We start from the raw sequence: 18099 nt of genomic DNA on the forward strand, positions 1-18099 counted from the left end.
TCACTCCGGCGTCGCCGCAGCCGCCGAGGCGGTGCGCAGGAATTTCGGGGTGACGACGATCTTGAGCAGGCGCTGATCGATCGCGGCGGAGCGGCCGTTGCGGCCGACCTTGAGCGCGGTGGCGCGCGCTCTGACGATCGGCAGGCTGACCGCGCCCTGGGCGGCGAGATCCCCGTAGCGGCGCATGCCGGAGAAATCCCGGTCGAGGCGGGCGAGCCCGTCGTCGAAGGCGGCGCGGGCCTGTTCCACCCCCACTTCCAGGCCGCCCTTGTAGCCGACGTCCCAGTTGGCCTGCTCGACATCGCCCTTGGGCGGGGTCCAGGTGGTCCTGGCCTCGGGCGCCGGCGTGACGGTGAGATAGTCGCGCCAGTTCGGCGGCTGCACCGTGACCCGGGCGTCGCGCAGGATCTCGAACGAGCCGAGGGTGGTGACCAGCAGGGTGCGGTTCGGGGTCCGGCGCACCTCGCGCAGCTCGGACACGACCGGCGGCACGATGTCGGGGCCGATCATCACCGTCGGGAAGGGGTACTTCGCATCGAGCCGGGCGGCGATCTCGGGCGTGTCGAGATAGGCGGCGATCCGCCGGGACTCGTCGCGGTAGCCGTCTTGGATCCCGGCGGTCCGGGCCGTGCGCTGCACGACCTTGGTCGGGCGGTTGGCATCGCCGAAGACCCCGGCCGAATAGCGCGAGAAGTCGCTGTTGGCCGGGTGCGGCGGGGCCGGCGCTGCCGTGGTGTCGCCGACGTTGGGCGCGAAGGGCTGCCCATCCTGACCCGGCAGGGTCCGGGGGCCGGTGGCGATGGCGTTGAGGGCGTTGGCCTGGGCGAGGCCGCCGGGGCCGTAGGGGTTGGGGTAGTAGCCCGGCGGCGGGTAGCCGCCGTAGCCGGCGCCACCATAGCCGTACCCCCCACCATAACCCGCCCCGCCGTAGCCGGGAGCACCGTAGCCGTAGCCCCCACCATAGCCGCCGCTCCCATAACCGGGCGCGCCGTAGCCGTAGCCGTAGCCGGCACCGTAGCCCGGGGGGCCGTAACCGGCGCCGTAGCCTCCCGTCGCCGCGACCGGGGCGCAGGCCGCCGGGTTCTGGGCGCAGTACGTGTTGGCGACCTGGGCTCCGGCCGGCCAGGCGACGGCGCCCAGAGCGGTCGTCCCGAGCGCGGCGGACAGGATCCATTCCGTCAGGCGCATGGCTCAGACCCCGTGCTCGCGCAGCTTGGCATCGATGTGCCCCGAGGTACTGCCTCCGGTGCTGACGCAGGCTGGAAGCAGAACGGCAATACCGAGCAGCACCAGCGCAAATCGAAGCGCCGACTTCCAACGAACTTCGCTCATATCCGCACCCCACTTCGTCCACTGTATATTTATCTTGCGGCGCCATCTTGGGTTGCTACATAAGCGCCGTTGCAGTGAATTCTCCAACGGGTGGCTCAGATGGGGATCTTCTCGTTCGCGAAGGACCGGCTCGGGCGTCGGATCGGACCGGAACACCGAAGTTTCGCCGCCATGAGCGGGACGGTGCTGGGCGGCACCCACGCCCTCTGCCCGAGCTGCCGGCGTGGCCGGCTGATGAGCGATCCCGAGGCGCTCGACCTGCGCCGCTGCGACAACCCCAAATGCGACGCGTCCTTCTCCCTGACCGAACTCGGCCGGACCTACGCCCTGGATGGCACCGACCCGAGAACGCTGGCGGTCCATGAGCGGCAGCAGGCGCTGACGCTGTTCGTGGCGGCCGAGATCATCGGCGTGCTGGCCGCCGCCTGGGCGATCTACGCGCGGTCCTGGCTCACCCTGCTCGGGGCCCTGCTGCTCTGCCTCGTGATCTGCGCCACCGCGATGGTGTCGCGCTATCGCGCGTGGCAGCTCGAGCACGGTCGGCTGTTCGAGGCGAGGGCGCCGTTGCGCGCCTTCGCGGCGGCCGAGCTCGACGGGCTGTTCCGACGCCAGAACCGGACGGGGCAGGATCGGTAGGGAGGCGTGCCGCACCTCAACCTCCGATCATCGTGCAGACGTTCGACAGCGACACGTCCATGTGGATCGTGGTGCCGACGAGCTGGGCCACGTCGTTGATGAAGAAGCTGAGCGTGCCGCCGACCAGATACAGGAAGGCCGAACCGGCACCCTCATGGTGGCCCGAGGTCGCCTTGTAGAGCTTCAGTCCCGCCATCAGCCAGGCGAGCGCGCCGAGGCTCATGAAGAAGTATGTGATGGCCGTGCGGATCTGATCGCAGGTCGATCCGCGCGCCGAGGAACCATAGTTGAACATGTTGTAGGTGATATCGCCGCCGAGCACGAACGAGTTGGCGAACTTCCACAACAGGACCGGCGCGACGATCATTGCGCTTGCGAGCACCAGCTTGCCGAAGGCCGTATCGATCGTCACCGGTCGGTTGGAGAACTTATGCTCGCCGGCAGCCACGCTGTAGAGTGCATAGAGGCCGGAGGTTCCGAACCAGATCCCCAGCACGGCAATGACCAAAAAGATCAGATTGACGATGAGCGGGAATACCTCACTCAACGAAACCAGCATGCTGCCGAGATCAGGAATAGCCATTGTTCACCTACCTATCCCTTTTTACGTTATTCTCCAAAAATTCTAGCCTTTCTTCAAAGCGATTTATGCGCTCCCGCAACTCTTCGAAACGTAGATTAGTGGGGTCTGTATCAGGATCAGGCCGACGGTAAGGCCGTCTTTCTTCGGCATGACCGTCATGATACTCAAATCTTGAACGATTTTTCTTCTCGTTCTCACTATTCGTCGGACCAGCATGAGCAGTACCGGCGACAACCAGGGCCGCTCCGGCCAATTGCACCGCCACCACCGCAACCGTTAACGCAACCGTTAACGCAACCTTAATACCTTGCTGCATTGCACCTTCCACGCTGGGATGCTCCAACCAATTTTTGTTAGCTCTTGTTTGCTGCTTGGTTTCTGTGCCGATTATCTAAGTTAATTTTGCCGATGTGAAAGTATTTCACGAATTGCATACAAAACACATTTGGGCCTTATGTGCATCTTAGACATTGTGGCATGCCTCATGTCGAGCTTTTGACGCCGATACGCTTGGCGGTTTAATTGACACGTCGCGCCATGCTTCGCAATAAGAGCGCAACCGAGGACTTAGCGACTGTAGGTGGACAGCCTGGGCATGGAGAGCGCAGTAAAACACATAGCTTGGGCAGCATCCCTGGTTGCCTGTGTCTATCTTGCCACAGATAGACATTGGGTTCCCGTACAGATTCAGATCGTTGCAGGCGCGCCTACTCAGCCTTTGGCAGCGCTCCCAAATCATCCCTCTACGGCAGGTCTTGCGCCGGCTATCGGAACGCTGTCGGCCGCGGCTCCGCAGCCGGTCGCCCAGGCGGCACAGGCCTCAGTCCCGTCCACCACTCCGGCCACGCCCTCGGCGAGCTTCGCCACGATCGAGGATCCGAAGATCGCCAGGCAGGTGACGGACACGCTGGCCAAGCTGGAGGGGATCGACGACATCCCGGCCGGGACGCCGCCGGGTCAGGTGGCGACGATCTTCTTCGACCCGCGCTGTCCCTATTGCCACGCCGCCTTCACCGCCCTGCACGGCAAGGTCGCGGCGCGCTGGGTGCCGGTGGTGGTCCTCGGCAATCCGGAGGTCGGCAACCGCATGGCGGCGGCGATCCTGTCGGCGCCGGACCGCGCCGCGGCGCTCGCCAGCTCGTTCGACGGCAAGCTCACGGCCAATGCCGCGCCGAGCCCGGAGATCACGGCCAAGCTCGATGAGAACAGGCAAGCCTTTGCCTCGATCTTCGCAGCGGCGCCGCAGTTGCGCCCGGGCGTGCCGACCCTGTTCGTACCCCGTCCCGACGGGCGGCTGGCCATCATGGTCGGGTACGAGGCCGGTGACGACGCCAAGCTGCGCTCCGTCCTGACCGGGAGCTGACATGGCCCGCCGCTCATCCCTGGGGGCGTTCAGCCTGCCGTCGAGCCGGGGCTGCCTGTCGCCCTCGGCCCTGGCCGACCAGCTCAACGGCTATGCGCGGGCTTCGGCGTTCCTCGCCAGCGCCGTCCTCACGTCGCTCATGGGGACCATGTGGCTGACCTACCTCTGCCTGAAGCGGGCCGAGGTGATCCCCTACGTCGCCGATGGCGGTGTGTTCGGCTGCGAGGTGCGGACCCTGAGCCGTCCCCTGCCGCTCCCGGACGCGGCGCAGGCCGGAAAGTCCGAGCCATGAAATCGGCCGAGCGCATCTCCCGCGAAGTCGATGCCGGCCAGATGATGCTGAGGAACCAGTGGAACTGGATCCTGATGCTGTCGGTGTTCCTGTGCCTGTCGCTCGTGGTCAACGGGCTGCTGTTCTACAACGCGTTCTACCGCTTCCCGATCAAGCAGTTCATCTGGACGTCGGACGCGCAGGCCGTCTGTGACGCGATCCCATTGACCGAGCCCAACATCAGCCAGGCCCGGCTGAAGGAGTTCGCGGTCTCGGCGGCCGTCCAGCTCAATTCCTACGACTACGCGAACTGGCGCGCGCTCATCAACAACGCCCTGACGCAGCATTTCACGCCGAAGGGCCGTGACCGCTACCGGGCCGCTCTGCAGGAGAGCGGGATCATCCAGAAGGTCGTGCTCGGCTACCAGACCGTCTCGGCCGTGACGACGGACCCAGCCAACATCTCCGAAGAGGGCAAGGCGTCGGGCCGCTACTACTGGGTCGTCGAGGTGCCGCTGCAGATCTTCTACCGGACCAACGTCGAGACCAAGGTCGAGCGCCGGCTGCTGACCATGACGATCGTCCGGATCGACCCCTCGCCGATCAACCCCAATGGCATCGCGATCGACTCGGTGATCTCGACGCAGCAACTCGCCAATCAGGTGCATCCATGACGCGTGTCGGTCACGCCTCGACCCGCGTCCGGGTCTCCGGCTGCCTGCTCGCGGCCCTCCTCGGCGCGGCTCCGGCGGCGCGCGCCCACGGCGTTCATGCGGCCGGGCAGCCGGCCGATGTCGATGCGGCTGCGACCGCAGGCAGCGCATCCGGCAACGCGAGCCCACCCGCTTCGGGCGCCCCGGCGCCCGGGGGAGCGGTCCGCCGCCCGTTCGGCGTCCCTCCGACCGGCGTTCCGCCCGTCGGTGCGGCGGCCAATGCGGCCCCCGCGCCGGCACCGCGCCCTCTGACGGCGGGCGAGCTCGAGGAGCTGCGCCAGCGCATGCTTGGCAGCTCGAAGGGCGTGATCCTCAAGCCCGACGAGATCCAGGGGATCCGCCGTGCGGTGCAGGATGCGCAGGGTGCCGGCAACTTCCCGGGGCGCGACGGGCGCATGCCCCGGCCGGAGCCCCGGTTGCTGAGCGTGACGCAGGAGGTCAGCCGGGCCGCCCCCGAGACCCTGCATCTGGCCTACGGCATCGTCTCGCCGATCACCTTCGTCGACGGGAAGGGAAATCCCTGGCCGATCGCCTCGGTCGCCTACGATCCGCGTCTGTTCGCACAGGACGGCACCGGCTGCGGCGTCGACGCCGCGATGGGCTCGACCCAGGTCGCGGCCGCGGCCGGATCGGACCGGCCGACCTCGATCAACCTGATGCCGTGCCGGTTCGACACCTGGGGCAACATCCTGATCCGGCTGGAGAACGTGCCCTATCCGATCCCCCTGATGGTCCTCTCCGGGCAGAGCGAGACGGTGGACATCCCGGTCACGGTGCGGGTGGCCGGAACCTCGCCTCTGACCCCCGTGAAGGTCGCCGCCGCGAGCACGGGCCCGGTGCGCAAGGGCGGCGGGCGGCCTGCCGCTCGGGGCGCGGAAGCGCCCGACACCACCGCGCTGCTGCACCTGTTCGGGGCCGGCACGCCGCCTTCCGGCGCGCAGAGGCTCGTGGCGAACGGCGCACAGGCCTGGCTCTACCGCGACCGGATGTACGTCCGACTCCAGGGCTCGCTCGTGAGCCCGCAGCCAGTGGCGTCGGCCGACGCCCCGGAGGGCTTCCGCATCTACGAGTTCCTGCGCCCGGCCTCGCGCCTCGTCGCCGAGCGCGGCGACGGTTCCGAGACCGCCATCAGCATCGAGTTTTAGAAGGAGACGGCCATGCTCGACAGCAAACAGACGGCCGCCCTCGGTGGCGTCGTCATGGTGGTCGCGGTCGCATCGGCGGCCTTCATCCTGTCGGATGCACCCGGCCTCGACCGGGGTGTCGGCGGCGCCTCCGAGATCCGGGGGCAGACCCCGAACCCGGGGAACAACATGATGAAGCCGGTCGGCCGGGCCGAGGCCGACCGCCGGGCCGGCGTCAACCGGCAGGCCGCCGACGCGAAGGCCGAGGCCGGCAAGCCGTATGTGGCCCCGACCGTGATCGCCGAGAGCCGCGGCGCGACGCTCGGCGAGATGCCCGACGCCGCGCTGGAGAAGCCGCCCGAGCCTGCGCCGCCACCGGAAAGGATCGTCTATCGCGACCGGGACGTCGTCCACACGGTCTACAGGGACGCGCCGGTCCAGCCGACGGCGGATCCCGAGCAGGTCGCGGCGATCAACGAGCAGATCAAGGCGCTGCTGAAGCCGGCGCCGGGCGGCTTCCTCGTGCGCTCCTTCGCCAAGGGCGAGCGGGTGAAGCCCCCCGAGGCGCGCCCGGCCGCGGCGCCGGTCGTGACCGGACCGTTCGGGCCGGGCATCCGCCACGCCACGGTCGCGCGGGCCGGCGACGTCGCCTACGCGGTGCTCGATCGGGGCTTCAACTCCGACGACCCGGCGGCGCCGATCTTCGCCACCATCGTCGACCTCGACGAGCGCCAGCAGCCCGGTCCGCTCAACGGCATCCGGCTGATGGGACAGATCGTCTACTCGCAGACGCAAGGGTCGATCCGGTTCACCACCATGATCCTGCAGGACGGTCGCCAGGGGCCGATGCAGGCGATCGCCATCACCGTCGACCAGGCCCGGACCGGGGTGGCCGAGGACGTCGACAACCATGTGCTCGAGCGCTACGGCGGCCTCGTCGTCGCCGGGCTGCTCCAGGGCATCGGTCAGGTCGGCCAGCAGCTCACGCAGCTCAACACCAACACCGTCTACGGCGACGGCTACGCGGTCCAGTCCGGCCGCAAGATCGACTGGCTGACCGCCGGCATGGGCGCGGCGCAGCCGGTGGGTCAGGCGATGACGGCCGCGGCGGCGCGCAGCTTCAGCCGTCCGCCGACGCTGAGCAGCCCGGTCAACTTCCCCGTCGGCATCGTCTTCCTGCAGCCGGTCGTGGTGCCGCTCGACGCCGCCCGTGTGGCGGCCGGGACCGGCTACGGGCCCGACCCGGCCTACGGCACCGGCTACCGCCCCGAGACCCTGCCGGTCTCCTACGCGAGGCGGCCATGAGCGGATCCAAGGGCATCGCCGACGTCCTGCGCGGCCTGATCGACGGCATGCCGGCCCTCGCGTGGCTGCTGGTCGTCGGGGCGGCCGTCGCCGGTGTCGTCCTGACCGGCTACGCGCTGACCCGGGTCTATCAGGCGAACACGTCCGGCGACGGCACGGCCGGGAACTGGATCGTGGCCGCGGTGATCGGCAGCGCGATGACCTGCGTGACGATCCTGATCGGCCAGCTCTCCTTCTACTTCGCCGATTAGGTGCGCCGCCCATGCAAGCGATCGACCGCCTCACGGCCAATACCGCGTTCTATCTCGTCGATCATCCCGTGGTGAGCCGGACGGCGATTGCATTGACGCTCGCCACCGGCATCTTCGCAGTCTTCGCCGCGCCGGCATGGGCCCGTCTCGTCTGCAGCGATCCCTCCTTGAGGCGCATGCTGCACGTGGGCGGGATGGGGGTGGGCGGCTGCCTCATCCTGACGGGTCTGTTCTACGACAGCCTCGTTCGCGGCCGGGATGGCGCGATCACCTCCCAGCCGCTGATGGTCGTCTACTATCCGGCCAGTATCATGCTGTCGTGCGCGGCCATCGTGTTCGCCGGGTTCCAGGTCTACTGCGCCCTGTTCGTCCGGCCCGCTCCCCTGATGCGGGCCGTCGTACCGGCGCTGCTCGGAGCCTGGCTCTTCGCCCTGGCGGTGCCGGTCTACCAGTTCGCCGTCCTGCTGGGGCTCGGCCAGTGAGGACCGCCGACAAGTTCTGCGATCTCGCCGGCTTCGACCCCGAGCGCGCGGAGCCCGTCGTCTACGCCCATGACGGCTCGCAGCTCACCCTGATCGAGATCGACGGAACCCGCTCGATCGTCTCGCCCGAGGACTACCTCCACAACGTCGTCGAGCGCTTCGCCGGCGGCATCGCGCAGATCCTCAAGCGTCCCGGCCACCAGATCACGATCTCCTACGAGTCCTCGCTCAACACCGCCCGGATCCTCGATCCCTTCGTCCAGCAGCAGGGCCGCCGCGCCCGCCAGAAGGGCTTGGCCGTCGAGGCGCTGATCGAGGAGGGTCGCACAGTGCTCGAGGGCCGGACGCGGGCGGAGACGATCCTGCTCGCCGCCTGGACCCGGCCCTCGGCCGGCGCGGCCGACGATGTGCGCAAGGAACAGAAGGCCAACCGCAAGGCCTGGCAGGAGCTGCCCCCGGCGCGCGAGGCCCAGAACCCGTTCCTGCGTCTCGGCTCCCTCGACGGCGTCCACGGCGCCTTCGTGCGCCGGATCATGGAGGCGCTCGGCGAAGCCCGCCTGGAGGGCCGGGTGCTCTCGCCCACCGACAAGGGCCGGCGGCGCGACCTCGAACAGATCCGGGCCGCGGTGCTCTACCACGAGACCCCGGACGGCTGGACGCCCTACGGGCCGGGCACCCGGCGCTATCCGGGCGCCAAGGAGCGCCACGACGACGACGTCTCGGAGTTCTTCACGCCGACGGTCGCGCGCCAGATCATGACCTCGAACGCGCAAGCCGCGAGCAACATGCGCGCCCTCGACATGGGCGGGCGCCGCTACGCCCTCGCCGTGATGCGGATGTTCCCCTCGACCATCCTGCCGTTCAACCGGCTGCTCGAGACGCTGCTGGAGGCGACCAGCAAGACCGCCGACATGCCGTTCCGGGTCTGTTTCCATCTGGAGGCGCTGCGCGACGGCGATATCGGCTTCCGCCTGCGCAAGGTGCTGGCCGGACTCCTCGGGTTCGCGAGCCCGACCAACAAGAACCTGTTCCGGGCCCTGCGCGAGCTGGAAGACGTGGTCGACAAGGACGGCGAGGCCATCGTCAAGGGCCGCGTCATCGCGACGACCTGGACCGAACCCGGTGAGGATCCGGGGCTGCTGGAGCGGCGGCGCTCCTACCTGATGAGCGGGATGATGACCTGGGGCGAGGCGGTGATGACCGACGCGCCCCACAATCCGCTGCGGGCCCTGTGCGAGACCGTGGCCGGGATGACGGTCCAGGCGGAGGTGCCGCCGGGCTCGATCGCGCCGCTCGGCGACCTGGCCGCCCTGCTGCCGTTCCATCGCACCGCGCCGATCTTCAGGCAGGGTCAGACCATGCTGACCACGCCCGACGGCAAGCCGGTGCCCTACGAAGCGCTGTCGGCCGAGCAGCTGTTCTGGCTGACGCTGATCTACGCCACGCCCGGCTCGGGCAAGAGCGTACTGATGAACCGGCTCAACGTCGAGTTCGCGGCCTTCGGCACCGGCGCGGTGCTGCCGTTCCTCGCCGTGATCGACGTCGGCGTCAGCTCGTCGGGCTTCATCGAGCTGGTGCGCAACGCCCTCCCGCCCGAGCGGCGCTACGAGGCGCTCTACGTCCGCCCGCTCAACACGCCCGACTATGCCGTCAACCCGTTCGATCTCGGGCTCGGCCGCCGGACGCCGCTGGAGCGCGAGCGCACCTTCGTCGAGAACTTCCTGACGACGCTCCTCAACGTCGCCAGTCCGGAAGTGGCGCTCCTGATCCCGCGCCTGGTCACCCGGGTCTACCAGCTCAAGAGCGACCTGCAGTTCTCGTCCTCACCGGCGATCTACCAGCCCAACATCGATCCCGAGCTCGACCGGCTGATCGCCGATCACCAGATCCCGGTCACCGGCAAGGTCCAGTGGTGGCGCCTCGTCGACACATTCGTCGAGCGCCGGCTCTACACCGCCGCCCAACGCGCACAGCGCTACGCCATGCCGATCCTGGAGGATCTCGCCCGCGTCATCAGCGAGCCGATGATGGCGGCCGACTTCACGCCCGAGCTGGTGCGCCTGGTCCAGCGCTCGCTGGAGAGCGCGATCGAGAAGTTCCCGATGTTCGCCCGCCCGACCCGGCTCGACCTCGGCGAGGCGCGGGTGGTGTCGATCGACGTCCAGGACGTGGCCCTGCGCCACAAATCCCCGGAGGCCGAGCGCAACAACGCGCTCATGTTCATGATCGCGCGGCACGTCTACCTGTCGAAAATCTCCGGCTTCTCGGAAGAGATCCCGAAGATGGATGTCCCAGCAGACGAGGCGCTGCGGGGGGAATACGTCCGCTACTGGGAGGCGCGCTACCACGAGATCGCCGAGACGCCGAAGCGCCTGTGCATGGACGAGTATCACCTGACCGGCGGCGTCGAGACGATCGCCAGCCAAGTCAAGTCCGACGCCCGCGAGGGCCGCAAATGGGGCCTCGAGCTGATCCTGGTCTCGCAGCTGCTCGCCGACTTCGACACGCTCGCCGACATGGCCTCGACGGTCATGGTGCTCAACGCCGACTCGAACGAGATCCGCGAGCAGGCCCGCAAGACCTTCGGCTTCGATCAGGCGGTCAAGAGCGCGCTGGAGCGCCAGGTCCACGGCCCGCAGGGGCGGCGGGGCGCGAACCTGCTGGCGCGGTTCAAGCTGCGCGAGGAGGAGCGCTGGATCGTCCTGAACAACGCGCTCGGCCCCCGGATGCTGTGGGCCCTGACCACCCAGGCGCAGGACCGCCTGGTGCGCGACGAGCTGTACCGCCGGATGGCGGTCAACGAGGCGCTGCGCATCCTGGCGATCCGCTTCCCCGATGGCACGGCCATCGAGGCGTGGGGCCGGGTGGCCGCGCTGGCGCGGTTCGGAGAGGACCGGATCGCCAAGACGATCGTCGATGGGGTGTTGGGGGAAATCTCGAGTGACGATCGACCTCCGATCGACCGATCCAGAACCGCATCATGACAATGGAGGCTCCCGTGAAAGTCAAGGATATCCAGTACCGTGCGCTCGCGAGCGCGACGATGATCGGCATGAGCATTCTGCCTGCCTGGGCTCAATCGACCACCGGCGATCCGTCGGCACCGCTGGAGATCCTCAAGACGGCGCGTCAGAAAGCGGCGAGTTCGTCGCTCAACGCCTCCAGCATCGCGCAGGGCGGCAACAACCTCGGCATCGTGTTCACGATCCTGTTCGGCGTCGTGGGCATCGCGCTCGCCGGCATCTCGGGCGTGAAGCTCTACAAGAGCTCGCAGGACGACAACGCCCGCGAGGATGCCGGGCGCTCCCTGATCGGGTTCATCGTCGGGTCCGGCATCACCATCCTGGCCGTGCTGATCGGCGTCGTGACCTCTTACATGACCGGCAGTGGCACGTAAGAGGCAACACCGCCGGGCGGGACCACTGATCCGCCCGGCGCCTTTATGGCGGCTGTGTGTGGAGGCTGTGTGGAACAGGTTGGGGTGGAAGCGGTGGCGGCTGGAGCGGTGGTTCAGCGTGGCCGGTGCTCGGTCACGGGCAGGATATCAGGCGGCCGGGAGATCGGTCTGACCGAAGTCGTTGCCCTTGAACAGCAGCGGTTCGCCGGTCGCCTTGGCCAAGGCGTAGGAGAAGCAATCGCCGAAGTTCAGCCCCGCCTTGTGCCGGCCCTTCCCGAAATCCAGGAACGCCTGACGCGCCAGTTCCCCGTGCTGGAGCGTCACCGGCTCGATGACGATGCCGGCGCGCCGGATGAAGGCGTCCGCCTGCCGTGCTCCTTCGGGGCCGAGCTGGCTCTCGACCACCATCGAGAGTTCGACATGGGTGACGACGCTCAGCCGGCAGACCTCGGCGTCGTGGATGCGCTGGGCGAAGGCGACCGCCTCGGGCTCGCGGTAGAGGATGGCGACGAGCGCCGAGGTGTCGACGATCATCGCGGCAATCCGTGCGCGTCGTAGAGCAGGTCGGCGTGATCCGCGTAGGGACGCTTCACGTGCGCCGCGGCGCGGTCGGCGATCGCCAGCAGCTCGTCCACGCTCGCGCGGCTCCTGCGCCGTTCGATCTGGGCGTAGCGCGCGCGCAGGGCCTCCCGGACCACGTGGGTCATGCTCTCCCCCGTGGCGTGGGCGATGGCCTGGGCTAGCCGGTGGGCTTCGGGATCTTTGACGTTGAGGCTCATCGGCGGCCTCTCTCTAGAAAGGCGGATAGCGTTCCACCATGCTACCGCGTGAGTCAGCGGGCGCCAAGCGCATTTCTCGGCCCAGAAAATATCTGATAATGTCCTTTATCATATATAGATGGAGGGGATGGAGCGATGGCGAAAGGGGCGAGGAAGGCCGGCCGCGTGACGGCCGAGACGGCGCGGCGTATCACCGGGATCAGCCTGCCGATCGGCGGCATCCAGTGGGCCGACCCGGGACCCTCCGAGCGTGCCCGGGTCCGCGACTTCCTGCTCGCCCTCGAAGACCGGCGCGCCCTCTACAACCCGATGCAGCTCGAAGTACGCGGGGACGTGGAATGGTCCCTGCGCGAACTCCGCAAAGATTGCACGACGGCGCTGCGCAGCCTGGACGAAGGCGCCTTCGCCGTCGCGGCCGTGCGGGCGATCCGCGAGGCGTGCCGCCGCTTCCACGACGACGCTCAGCTCCAGTTCCGGTTGTTCTATCATCACGATGGGGGGCTCGAAGCGGATGCCGGGTTCTTCGTGGCGCTCGGCGCCCTGCGGGCCACGATCGGGCAGCAGATCGCCGTGCTCGCCGCCCACTACGACATCGATGTCGAGAGCGATCTGACGTCGATCATGCCCCAGCTTCCGGAGGCGGAATGAGCGCGCTCGTTCCACTCTCCGAGTCGCCCCCAGCCCCAGCCCCCGCCCTCGTGGCGGCGGCGGGCGAGCGCGCCGCCTACCGCTTCCTGGAGTTCTTCACTGCCCAGATCAGGAACCCCAACACCCGCCGCGCCTATGTCCGGGCGGTCGGCGCGTTCTGCGCATGGCTCGATGGGCGCGGCCTGCCGTCAATCACCGCCGTCAGCTCGATCCATGTCGCCGCCTACGTCGAGGAATTAGGACGCCGGCACACCGCCCCCACCGTCAAGCAGCACCTCGCCGCCATCCGCATGCTGTTCGACTGGCTCGCCACCGGCGGCGTGCTCCCCTTCAACCCCGCCACCGCCGTCCGCGGGCCGCGGCACGTGATCAAGCGCGGCAAGACCCCGGTCCTGGCGCCAGACGAGGCCCGTGCCATCCTCGACGCCATCGACGTGGGCATGCCGATCGGCCTGCGCGACCGGGCGCTGATCGGATTGATGGTCTACACCTTCGCCCGGATCGGCGCGGCCACCGCCATGCGGATGGAAGACGTATACGTGCAGAACCGCCGCCTTTGGGTGCGCCTGCACGAGAAGGGCGGCAAGGCCGTGGACCTGCCCTGCCACCACAACTTGGAAAGCTACCTGCACGCCTACCTCGACGGCACCGGCCTCAGTGGAGACGGCGACGGGCCACTGTTCCGCACGGTCGGCCGGGGGACCGGCCGACTCACCCGCACGCCCCTGCCGGCGGCCAACGCCTACGCCATGGTCCGGCGACGCGCCGAAGCGGCTGGGATCGCCACGAAGATCGGCAACCACACCTTCCGGGCCACCGGCATCACCGCCTACCTGAAGAACGGCGGCACCCTGGAGCGCGCTGCCACCATCGCCAACCACGCTTCGATCCGCACCACACAGCTCTACGATCGCCGCAGCGACGAAGTGAACCTCGATGAGATCGAGCGCATCCTGATCTGAGGTACCGGTGGCAGGACGCTGTCGCGAAAGGCCCTATTTTGCGACGACACAAACTTCTGTTGCAGAACTTGAGATTTAATCGGGATTTTCGCGACAAAAGCCATTGGTCGGAAAAAATGGTCAACCCTGTAGTTATCGTGCCGTATGATCCAATTTGGCCCAAAATCTTTGTTCAGATCAGGGATGAAATCGCGACGGCACTAGGGTGGACAGCTTTTGAGATTGAGCATATCGGAAGCACTTCGGTCCCCGAGTTAGCCGCAAAGCCCATAATCGACATTGATGTGGTTATTCCTGCCGAATCCGATCTCCCTCTTGTAATCGGCAAGCTCTCGCAACTTGGTTAAAGTTATGAGGGAGAAAGAGGGATTGAGGGACGCCATGCGTTCGCTCAGCCAAGCAGGCTGCCGACACATCACCTCTACGTATGTGCAGCCGGCAATCCAGAACTCGGGCGACATATAGCTTTTCGCGACTACCTGCGCGCCAACCCCGACGCGGCGCGCACCTATGGGCTTCTTAAGCAACGCCTTGCCGATAGGTTCGGCTCCGATCGAGAAAGTTACACCAACGCTAAAACAGCATTTATCACCGACGCGCTGTCCATGCTGTCGCGTAAATCCTAAATTTCGCGACAAAGTCTCAGGCGCTGACAGATCAGAGAAATTTCTGTCTCGAAAATCTGACGCAAAAGGCTGCCTTTCGCGACAGAGTTTTGCGACGATCCAGAGGCTTCCACATTCGATCCGACCCCACCGTTCGGCTGTATCAGGGGCGCCTCAAAGTGGCCGTTGCCACCCACTACGTGAAATGTAGGTTGGCCGTATGGATCGTAGCCAGATCCCCAGGGGTACGAGAACGGCGGCGAGTTGGGTAACGTCCATCAGAAGCGTCCTGCACGATTTCGATGTCGTGCAACTCCTGATCGAGCCCGCGACGAACCAGTCAGCTTCGGCCGAGTAGCACGACCCCGACCCCTAGCACGAGGCAGCCCATCAGCCGCCAGCGCCCGACCGCCTCGCGCAGCACAATCAGCCCGAGGAGGGCTCCAACCATCATCGACATCTAGCGGGCCGGTGCCACGACGCTGAGCGGGGCGCCCATGTCGAGGGCGAGCAGCACGAAGATGTAGGACAGTGGCGAGAGCAGACCGACCGCGATGGCGAGGTGCCATCGGCCCGTCATCCGCAAGCGGACCTGGTCGCGGTTCCGCAGCACCAGGGGTGCGAGCAGGACGAAGCGCAGGAGGTTCGAGCACCAGTCGAGGAGGACGGGATGCACGCCAAGGTCTTTGACCACGTAGGCGTCCACGACCGTGTAGGAGGCGATCAGCGGGCGGCTGCTCGTGCCACTCGACGCTCCCCGGCTGAATATCGCCGCCTATCGAGCCTACATCCCGCTCCGGATGGGGGCGCCTCTGACGCGGACATCTTCTGCAGTGGCTCGGAAGCGTCGATGGATCGTGATGACATGCTCGGTCCAACATGGCGTGGTGTCCGCTTATGGCGTGGTGTCCGCTTCCGGATGATGACCCATGCCGTTCGGACGGCAGCTTCTTGAGCAAGGTCACCCGCTTTGTCCGTCGCGGATATCGCGTCTTCCAGCACGCTCATTCTCCCACCGAATACTTCATCATGATAAAATCTAATAGCTTGTAATGGCGGATTGCAAGGCAGGATCGACGTAGCATAGCCATGCATAATCCGGAAAGAACAGCCGGCCCGACGCAAGGGCGAGGCTCGCAACCTGAGTGATGGCGACATTCAGCGTGTCGCAAGCTCCGATCAGATCGTGGAGCTGATCGAGCATCTCGGTGTTCCGGCCGGCATGGTCCGAGATCGCCAGGACCATGAGGCTGCGCAGATCCGCCACGGTCGCCTCCGGCAGCTCGGCGTCCGGATCCGCGGCAAAGCGCTCGGCGGCGGCCCAGGCGGCCTTCAGGACGGTCGCATGGGCCTTCCGGTCCTTGAGCGGAGCCGTCGCGTCGAGCGTGAGGAACAGGGCCGCGGCGAAGTGCCAGGGCACGGAATCCGCCACGGTCTCCACCGCCCGCGCATCGCGCAGGTCACGCAAACCCTTGAACGGGTTGGCCACCACTGGCGCGACGGGCCCGGTTTCGGCTTCGGCCCGAGGTGCCCGCACCAGGCATTGCGGTGGCGCGTAGGCGGCCAGGATGGCCTCCTGCGAGAACCCTTGTGCGGGAGCCGTGATGAGAACCTCGATGTGCTCGCGGCTCCGCTTGCGCCAGGCGAGAATGCCGAGGAGCACCGTAAGCCCGGTCGCCGCCAGGCCGAAGCCCACCGACGATTTGTAGATCGCGACGAAGGCGAAGGGCTGCCCGGCCGGTATGGTCATGAAGTACCGGCCCCAACCGGTGAACCGCCACAGGGTGGCGGTCTCGGCCAGCCGGAGACCGGCGTAGATCTGGCCGAGCACCGGCGAGAAGGTCCACCAGACGAGGCCGAGCATGGCCAGGGTGATGAGGCCGACGGCGCCGAGGGCGACGATCCGGCCGGGGCTCGTGGTCGCGACCGGCTCGCGGAACAGCGGCGTCATGCCGAGCGCCCCAGGGACGGTTCGTCCCGGCCGAGCTGCTGTTGCTGGGCGAGGCTCGTCTGCAGCTTGTCGTCGGCGACCACGGCCCGGAGGAGAGGCTTCAGGACGGCGCGGATCTCCTCCAGGTTCTGACCCTGCGGCAGCAGCTTCCCGGCCTCACTGGACAGACCTTCGATCAGCACGACCGACCCTTCGCGCCCGAAGCGGTCGATCAGGGTCTTGTCGATCTGGCGCACTTCCTGGGCCAGCCGGGGGTCCGCGGCGATCTCCTGCGGCGAGCGCGTCCTCAGGGCCTCGGCGAGGGTCTCGCTCGGCCCCGGGATCTCGATCGCGTTGCGGCCGACCTCATCCGGCCGCTGGCCGTTCAGGACCAGGAAGGACGCCGGGATCAGGACGCGGCCGACGATCTGGGATCGCACGGCGTCCTCGCGCGGCTGCTCCACCTCGGGGCGTCGTCCTTCGGGCAGCACCCGCACGTCGACGCGGTCGTTGTTGCGCGGCATCCTGTGAAAGGCATCGAGCGGCACGGCCGAGACCTGGCGGCTGTCGCGGATCAGGGCATGGTGGTAGCTCGTGGCGATCACCTGCCCGCGGACCTGGGTGCCGGGCTCGGGCAGGACGATGCGCGGCGCGCCCATCAGGCGCAGCGCCTCCACCGCATCGGCCGACAGGCGGCCGAGCACCGGATGGGCCCGCATCTCCTCCGAGTAGCGCGCGTTCTGGACCATCTCGGCCAGCGGCCGGATCTTGCCGCGCGTGGCGAGGACGAGGGCGTCGCGGGTCTCGCTCGGAACCCGGTTGATCAGACCCTGGTCGAGCGGCTGATGATGATGGCGGGCGTGCTGCTCCATGAAGGCGAGCAGGGTCCGGGTGTTGCCCTCCCGGAACGGGTGGGCCTGCCACAACGCGGCGAAGGCCTGCGCGTAGACGATCGTCGGGCGGTCCTGCTTCAGGTCGCCGGGCGGCTGGCGAAGCCCCTCCAGGGCGGATCGCGCGCGACCCTCGATCGCCGCCGGCGGGCTGTACGCCACGCTCTGGCCGTTGAGGACGATCTCGGGCTTCCACAGTTCGACCGTGCGGGTCTCGCCCGCCCAGGGGTAGATCTCGCCAAACAGCCGCCGATGGATGGCGGCGTAGTGCGCCAGGTCGAAGTTTCCGAGCACCGGCTCCTTCTGCATCTGGATCATCGCCCGGAACGAGACGATCTGCTCGCGCTCGGCCAGGGCCTGCGGATCGCGGATGTCGGCGGTGTTCCGCAGGACGTCGGTGCCCTCATACACGTAGGGGTCGGCGCTCATGCCGCCTCTCCCCGGCCGAGGGCCCGGCGGGCGTCGAGCGCGGCGAACACCTCGTCCTGGGTGACGAGGCCGGTCTCGGCGAGCAGGGCGCCCAGTTGCACCCGCACGCTCATCTCGTTGCCCGAGCCGCGCATCATCGCCGCCGCCTGCTCGGCCTCGTAGGTCATCAACGCCATGAGGAACGGGGCCAGCTCGGCCTCGTCGACGCCCGAGGCGATGGCCTGAAGCAGGATCACCGCTTCCTCGCGCCGGGTCACCAGCGTCGGCAGATCACGAAAGCTCATGGTGTCGTCCCTCAGCTGAGCCCGGCCGCCCCGGCACAGGCCAATCCTCTCGATCCGTCCTGCGACGGCCCACCTCTCGGCTGCGCTCTCCCTCCTACCCTTACCCATCGTCGCC

The 18099-nt window shown here is 67.6% G+C and carries 22 protein-coding genes and 1 pseudogene; 13 read left to right on the top strand and 10 right to left on the bottom strand.

Annotation, left to right across the window (positions count from 1 at the left end; all coding sequences use genetic code 11):
* The gene (locus MFF24_RS24390) at positions 1-1188 is read right to left on the bottom strand and encodes a type IV secretory system conjugative DNA transfer family protein (protein WP_238228609.1); all 1188 of its coding nucleotides are present in this window, start codon (positions 1186-1188) and stop codon (positions 1-3) included.
* Between the two features lie 3 nt (positions 1189-1191).
* On the bottom strand, positions 1192-1332 hold the full coding sequence (locus tag MFF24_RS24395) for a hypothetical protein (protein ID WP_238228610.1): 141 nt from the start codon (positions 1330-1332) through the stop codon (positions 1192-1194).
* 171 nt (positions 1333-1503) lie between these two features.
* Here MFF24_RS24395 and MFF24_RS24400 point away from each other — a divergent pair, with 171 nt between their 5' ends.
* Positions 1504-1968, top strand: a complete 465-nt coding sequence (locus MFF24_RS24400) for a hypothetical protein (RefSeq protein WP_238228611.1) — start codon at positions 1504-1506, stop codon at positions 1966-1968.
* Positions 1969-1984: 16 nt separating this feature from the next.
* Here MFF24_RS24400 and MFF24_RS24405 read toward each other — a convergent pair whose 3' ends face one another.
* Together MFF24_RS24405 and MFF24_RS24410 are read right to left on the bottom strand one after the other, a co-directional pair.
* Positions 1985-2551 (bottom strand): hypothetical protein, encoded by a 567-nt coding sequence (locus tag MFF24_RS24405; RefSeq protein ID WP_238228612.1) that lies wholly within the window; start codon positions 2549-2551, stop codon positions 1985-1987.
* 7 nt (positions 2552-2558) lie between these two features.
* Positions 2559-2879: a hypothetical protein gene (locus MFF24_RS24410; RefSeq protein WP_238228613.1), complete on the bottom strand. Its 321-nt coding sequence runs from the start codon at positions 2877-2879 to the stop codon at positions 2559-2561.
* A gap of 567 nt (positions 2880-3446) precedes the next feature.
* Here MFF24_RS24410 and MFF24_RS24415 point away from each other — a divergent pair.
* The 9 genes from MFF24_RS24415 to MFF24_RS24455 are packed head-to-tail and all read left to right on the top strand — an operon-like array spanning position 3447 to position 11457.
* Entirely contained in the window at positions 3447-3914 is a 468-nt protein-coding gene (locus MFF24_RS24415; protein ID WP_238228614.1) for a thioredoxin domain-containing protein, read from the top strand.
* Between the two features lies 1 nt (position 3915).
* On the top strand, positions 3916-4206 hold the full coding sequence (locus tag MFF24_RS24420; protein ID WP_238228615.1) for a hypothetical protein: 291 nt from the start codon (positions 3916-3918) through the stop codon (positions 4204-4206).
* Positions 4203-4859, top strand: coding sequence for a DotI/IcmL family type IV secretion protein (locus tag MFF24_RS24425; protein WP_238228616.1), 657 nt, complete (start codon positions 4203-4205; stop codon positions 4857-4859). Before MFF24_RS24420 ends, MFF24_RS24425 begins: the two co-directional genes overlap by 4 nt.
* Entirely contained in the window at positions 4856-6043 is a 1188-nt protein-coding gene (locus tag MFF24_RS24430; RefSeq protein ID WP_238228617.1) for a DotH/IcmK family type IV secretion protein, read from the top strand. Before MFF24_RS24425 ends, MFF24_RS24430 begins: the two co-directional genes overlap by 4 nt.
* Before the next feature lie 12 nt (positions 6044-6055).
* Complete coding sequence (locus MFF24_RS24435; protein ID WP_238228618.1) at positions 6056-7327, top strand: DotG/IcmE/VirB10 family type IV secretion system protein; 1272 nt, start codon at positions 6056-6058, stop codon at positions 7325-7327.
* Positions 7324-7578, top strand: a complete 255-nt coding sequence (locus MFF24_RS24440) for a hypothetical protein (RefSeq protein WP_238228619.1) — start codon at positions 7324-7326, stop codon at positions 7576-7578. Before MFF24_RS24435 ends, MFF24_RS24440 begins: the two co-directional genes overlap by 4 nt.
* An 11-nt stretch (positions 7579-7589) precedes the next feature.
* Complete coding sequence (locus tag MFF24_RS24445) at positions 7590-8060, top strand: hypothetical protein (RefSeq protein WP_238228620.1); 471 nt, start codon at positions 7590-7592, stop codon at positions 8058-8060.
* The gene (locus MFF24_RS24450; protein WP_238228621.1) at positions 8057-11044 is read left to right on the top strand and encodes a putative type IV secretion/conjugal transfer ATPase; all 2988 of its coding nucleotides are present in this window, start codon (positions 8057-8059) and stop codon (positions 11042-11044) included. The genes MFF24_RS24445 and MFF24_RS24450 overlap by 4 nt, the downstream gene beginning before the upstream one ends.
* A 14-nt stretch (positions 11045-11058) precedes the next feature.
* Positions 11059-11457 (top strand): hypothetical protein, encoded by a 399-nt coding sequence (locus MFF24_RS24455; RefSeq protein WP_238228622.1) that lies wholly within the window; start codon positions 11059-11061, stop codon positions 11455-11457.
* A 147-nt stretch (positions 11458-11604) separates the two neighbouring features.
* Here MFF24_RS24455 and MFF24_RS24460 read toward each other — a convergent pair whose 3' ends face one another.
* Together MFF24_RS24460 and MFF24_RS24465 are read right to left on the bottom strand one after the other, a co-directional pair.
* On the bottom strand, positions 11605-11991 hold the full coding sequence (locus tag MFF24_RS24460; protein WP_238228623.1) for a type II toxin-antitoxin system VapC family toxin: 387 nt from the start codon (positions 11989-11991) through the stop codon (positions 11605-11607).
* Positions 11988-12236, bottom strand: coding sequence for a type II toxin-antitoxin system VapB family antitoxin (locus MFF24_RS24465; RefSeq protein ID WP_238228624.1), 249 nt, complete (start codon positions 12234-12236; stop codon positions 11988-11990). Before MFF24_RS24465 ends, MFF24_RS24460 begins: the two co-directional genes overlap by 4 nt.
* A 135-nt stretch (positions 12237-12371) precedes the next feature.
* Here MFF24_RS24465 and MFF24_RS24470 point away from each other — a divergent pair, with 135 nt between their 5' ends.
* From MFF24_RS24470 to MFF24_RS29110, 3 genes and pseudogenes are all read left to right on the top strand, one after another.
* The gene (locus tag MFF24_RS24470; RefSeq protein ID WP_238228625.1) at positions 12372-12884 is read left to right on the top strand and encodes a DUF6650 family protein; all 513 of its coding nucleotides are present in this window, start codon (positions 12372-12374) and stop codon (positions 12882-12884) included.
* Positions 12881-13846 (top strand): tyrosine-type recombinase/integrase, encoded by a 966-nt coding sequence (locus MFF24_RS24475; RefSeq protein WP_238228626.1) that lies wholly within the window; start codon positions 12881-12883, stop codon positions 13844-13846. Before MFF24_RS24470 ends, MFF24_RS24475 begins: the two co-directional genes overlap by 4 nt.
* Before the next feature lie 116 nt (positions 13847-13962).
* Positions 13963-14472 (top strand): annotated as a pseudogene (locus MFF24_RS29110) (GrpB family protein).
* Positions 14473-14911: 439 nt separating this feature from the next.
* Here the strand turns inward: MFF24_RS29110 and MFF24_RS24480 are convergent.
* The 4 genes from MFF24_RS24480 to MFF24_RS24495 all read right to left on the bottom strand — a co-directional run bounded on the left by MFF24_RS24480 (position 14912) and on the right by MFF24_RS24495 (position 17984).
* Positions 14912-15145, bottom strand: coding sequence for a hypothetical protein (locus MFF24_RS24480; protein ID WP_238228627.1), 234 nt, complete (start codon positions 15143-15145; stop codon positions 14912-14914).
* Between the two features lie 345 nt (positions 15146-15490).
* Positions 15491-16402 carry a hypothetical protein gene (locus tag MFF24_RS24485; protein ID WP_238228628.1) on the bottom strand — a complete coding sequence of 304 codons (912 nt, stop codon included), beginning with the start codon at positions 16400-16402 and terminating at the stop codon, positions 15491-15493.
* Positions 16399-17700 (bottom strand): Fic/DOC family protein, encoded by a 1302-nt coding sequence (locus tag MFF24_RS24490; RefSeq protein ID WP_238228629.1) that lies wholly within the window; start codon positions 17698-17700, stop codon positions 16399-16401. The genes MFF24_RS24485 and MFF24_RS24490 overlap by 4 nt, the downstream gene beginning before the upstream one ends.
* Complete coding sequence (locus tag MFF24_RS24495) at positions 17697-17984, bottom strand: hypothetical protein (protein ID WP_238228630.1); 288 nt, start codon at positions 17982-17984, stop codon at positions 17697-17699. Before MFF24_RS24495 ends, MFF24_RS24490 begins: the two co-directional genes overlap by 4 nt.
* Positions 17985-18099: the final 115 nt, after the last annotated feature.

The sequence above is a fragment of the Methylorubrum aminovorans genome, assembly GCF_022179725.1.
In the GTDB taxonomy this organism is placed as follows: domain Bacteria; phylum Pseudomonadota; class Alphaproteobacteria; order Rhizobiales; family Beijerinckiaceae; genus Methylobacterium; species Methylobacterium aminovorans.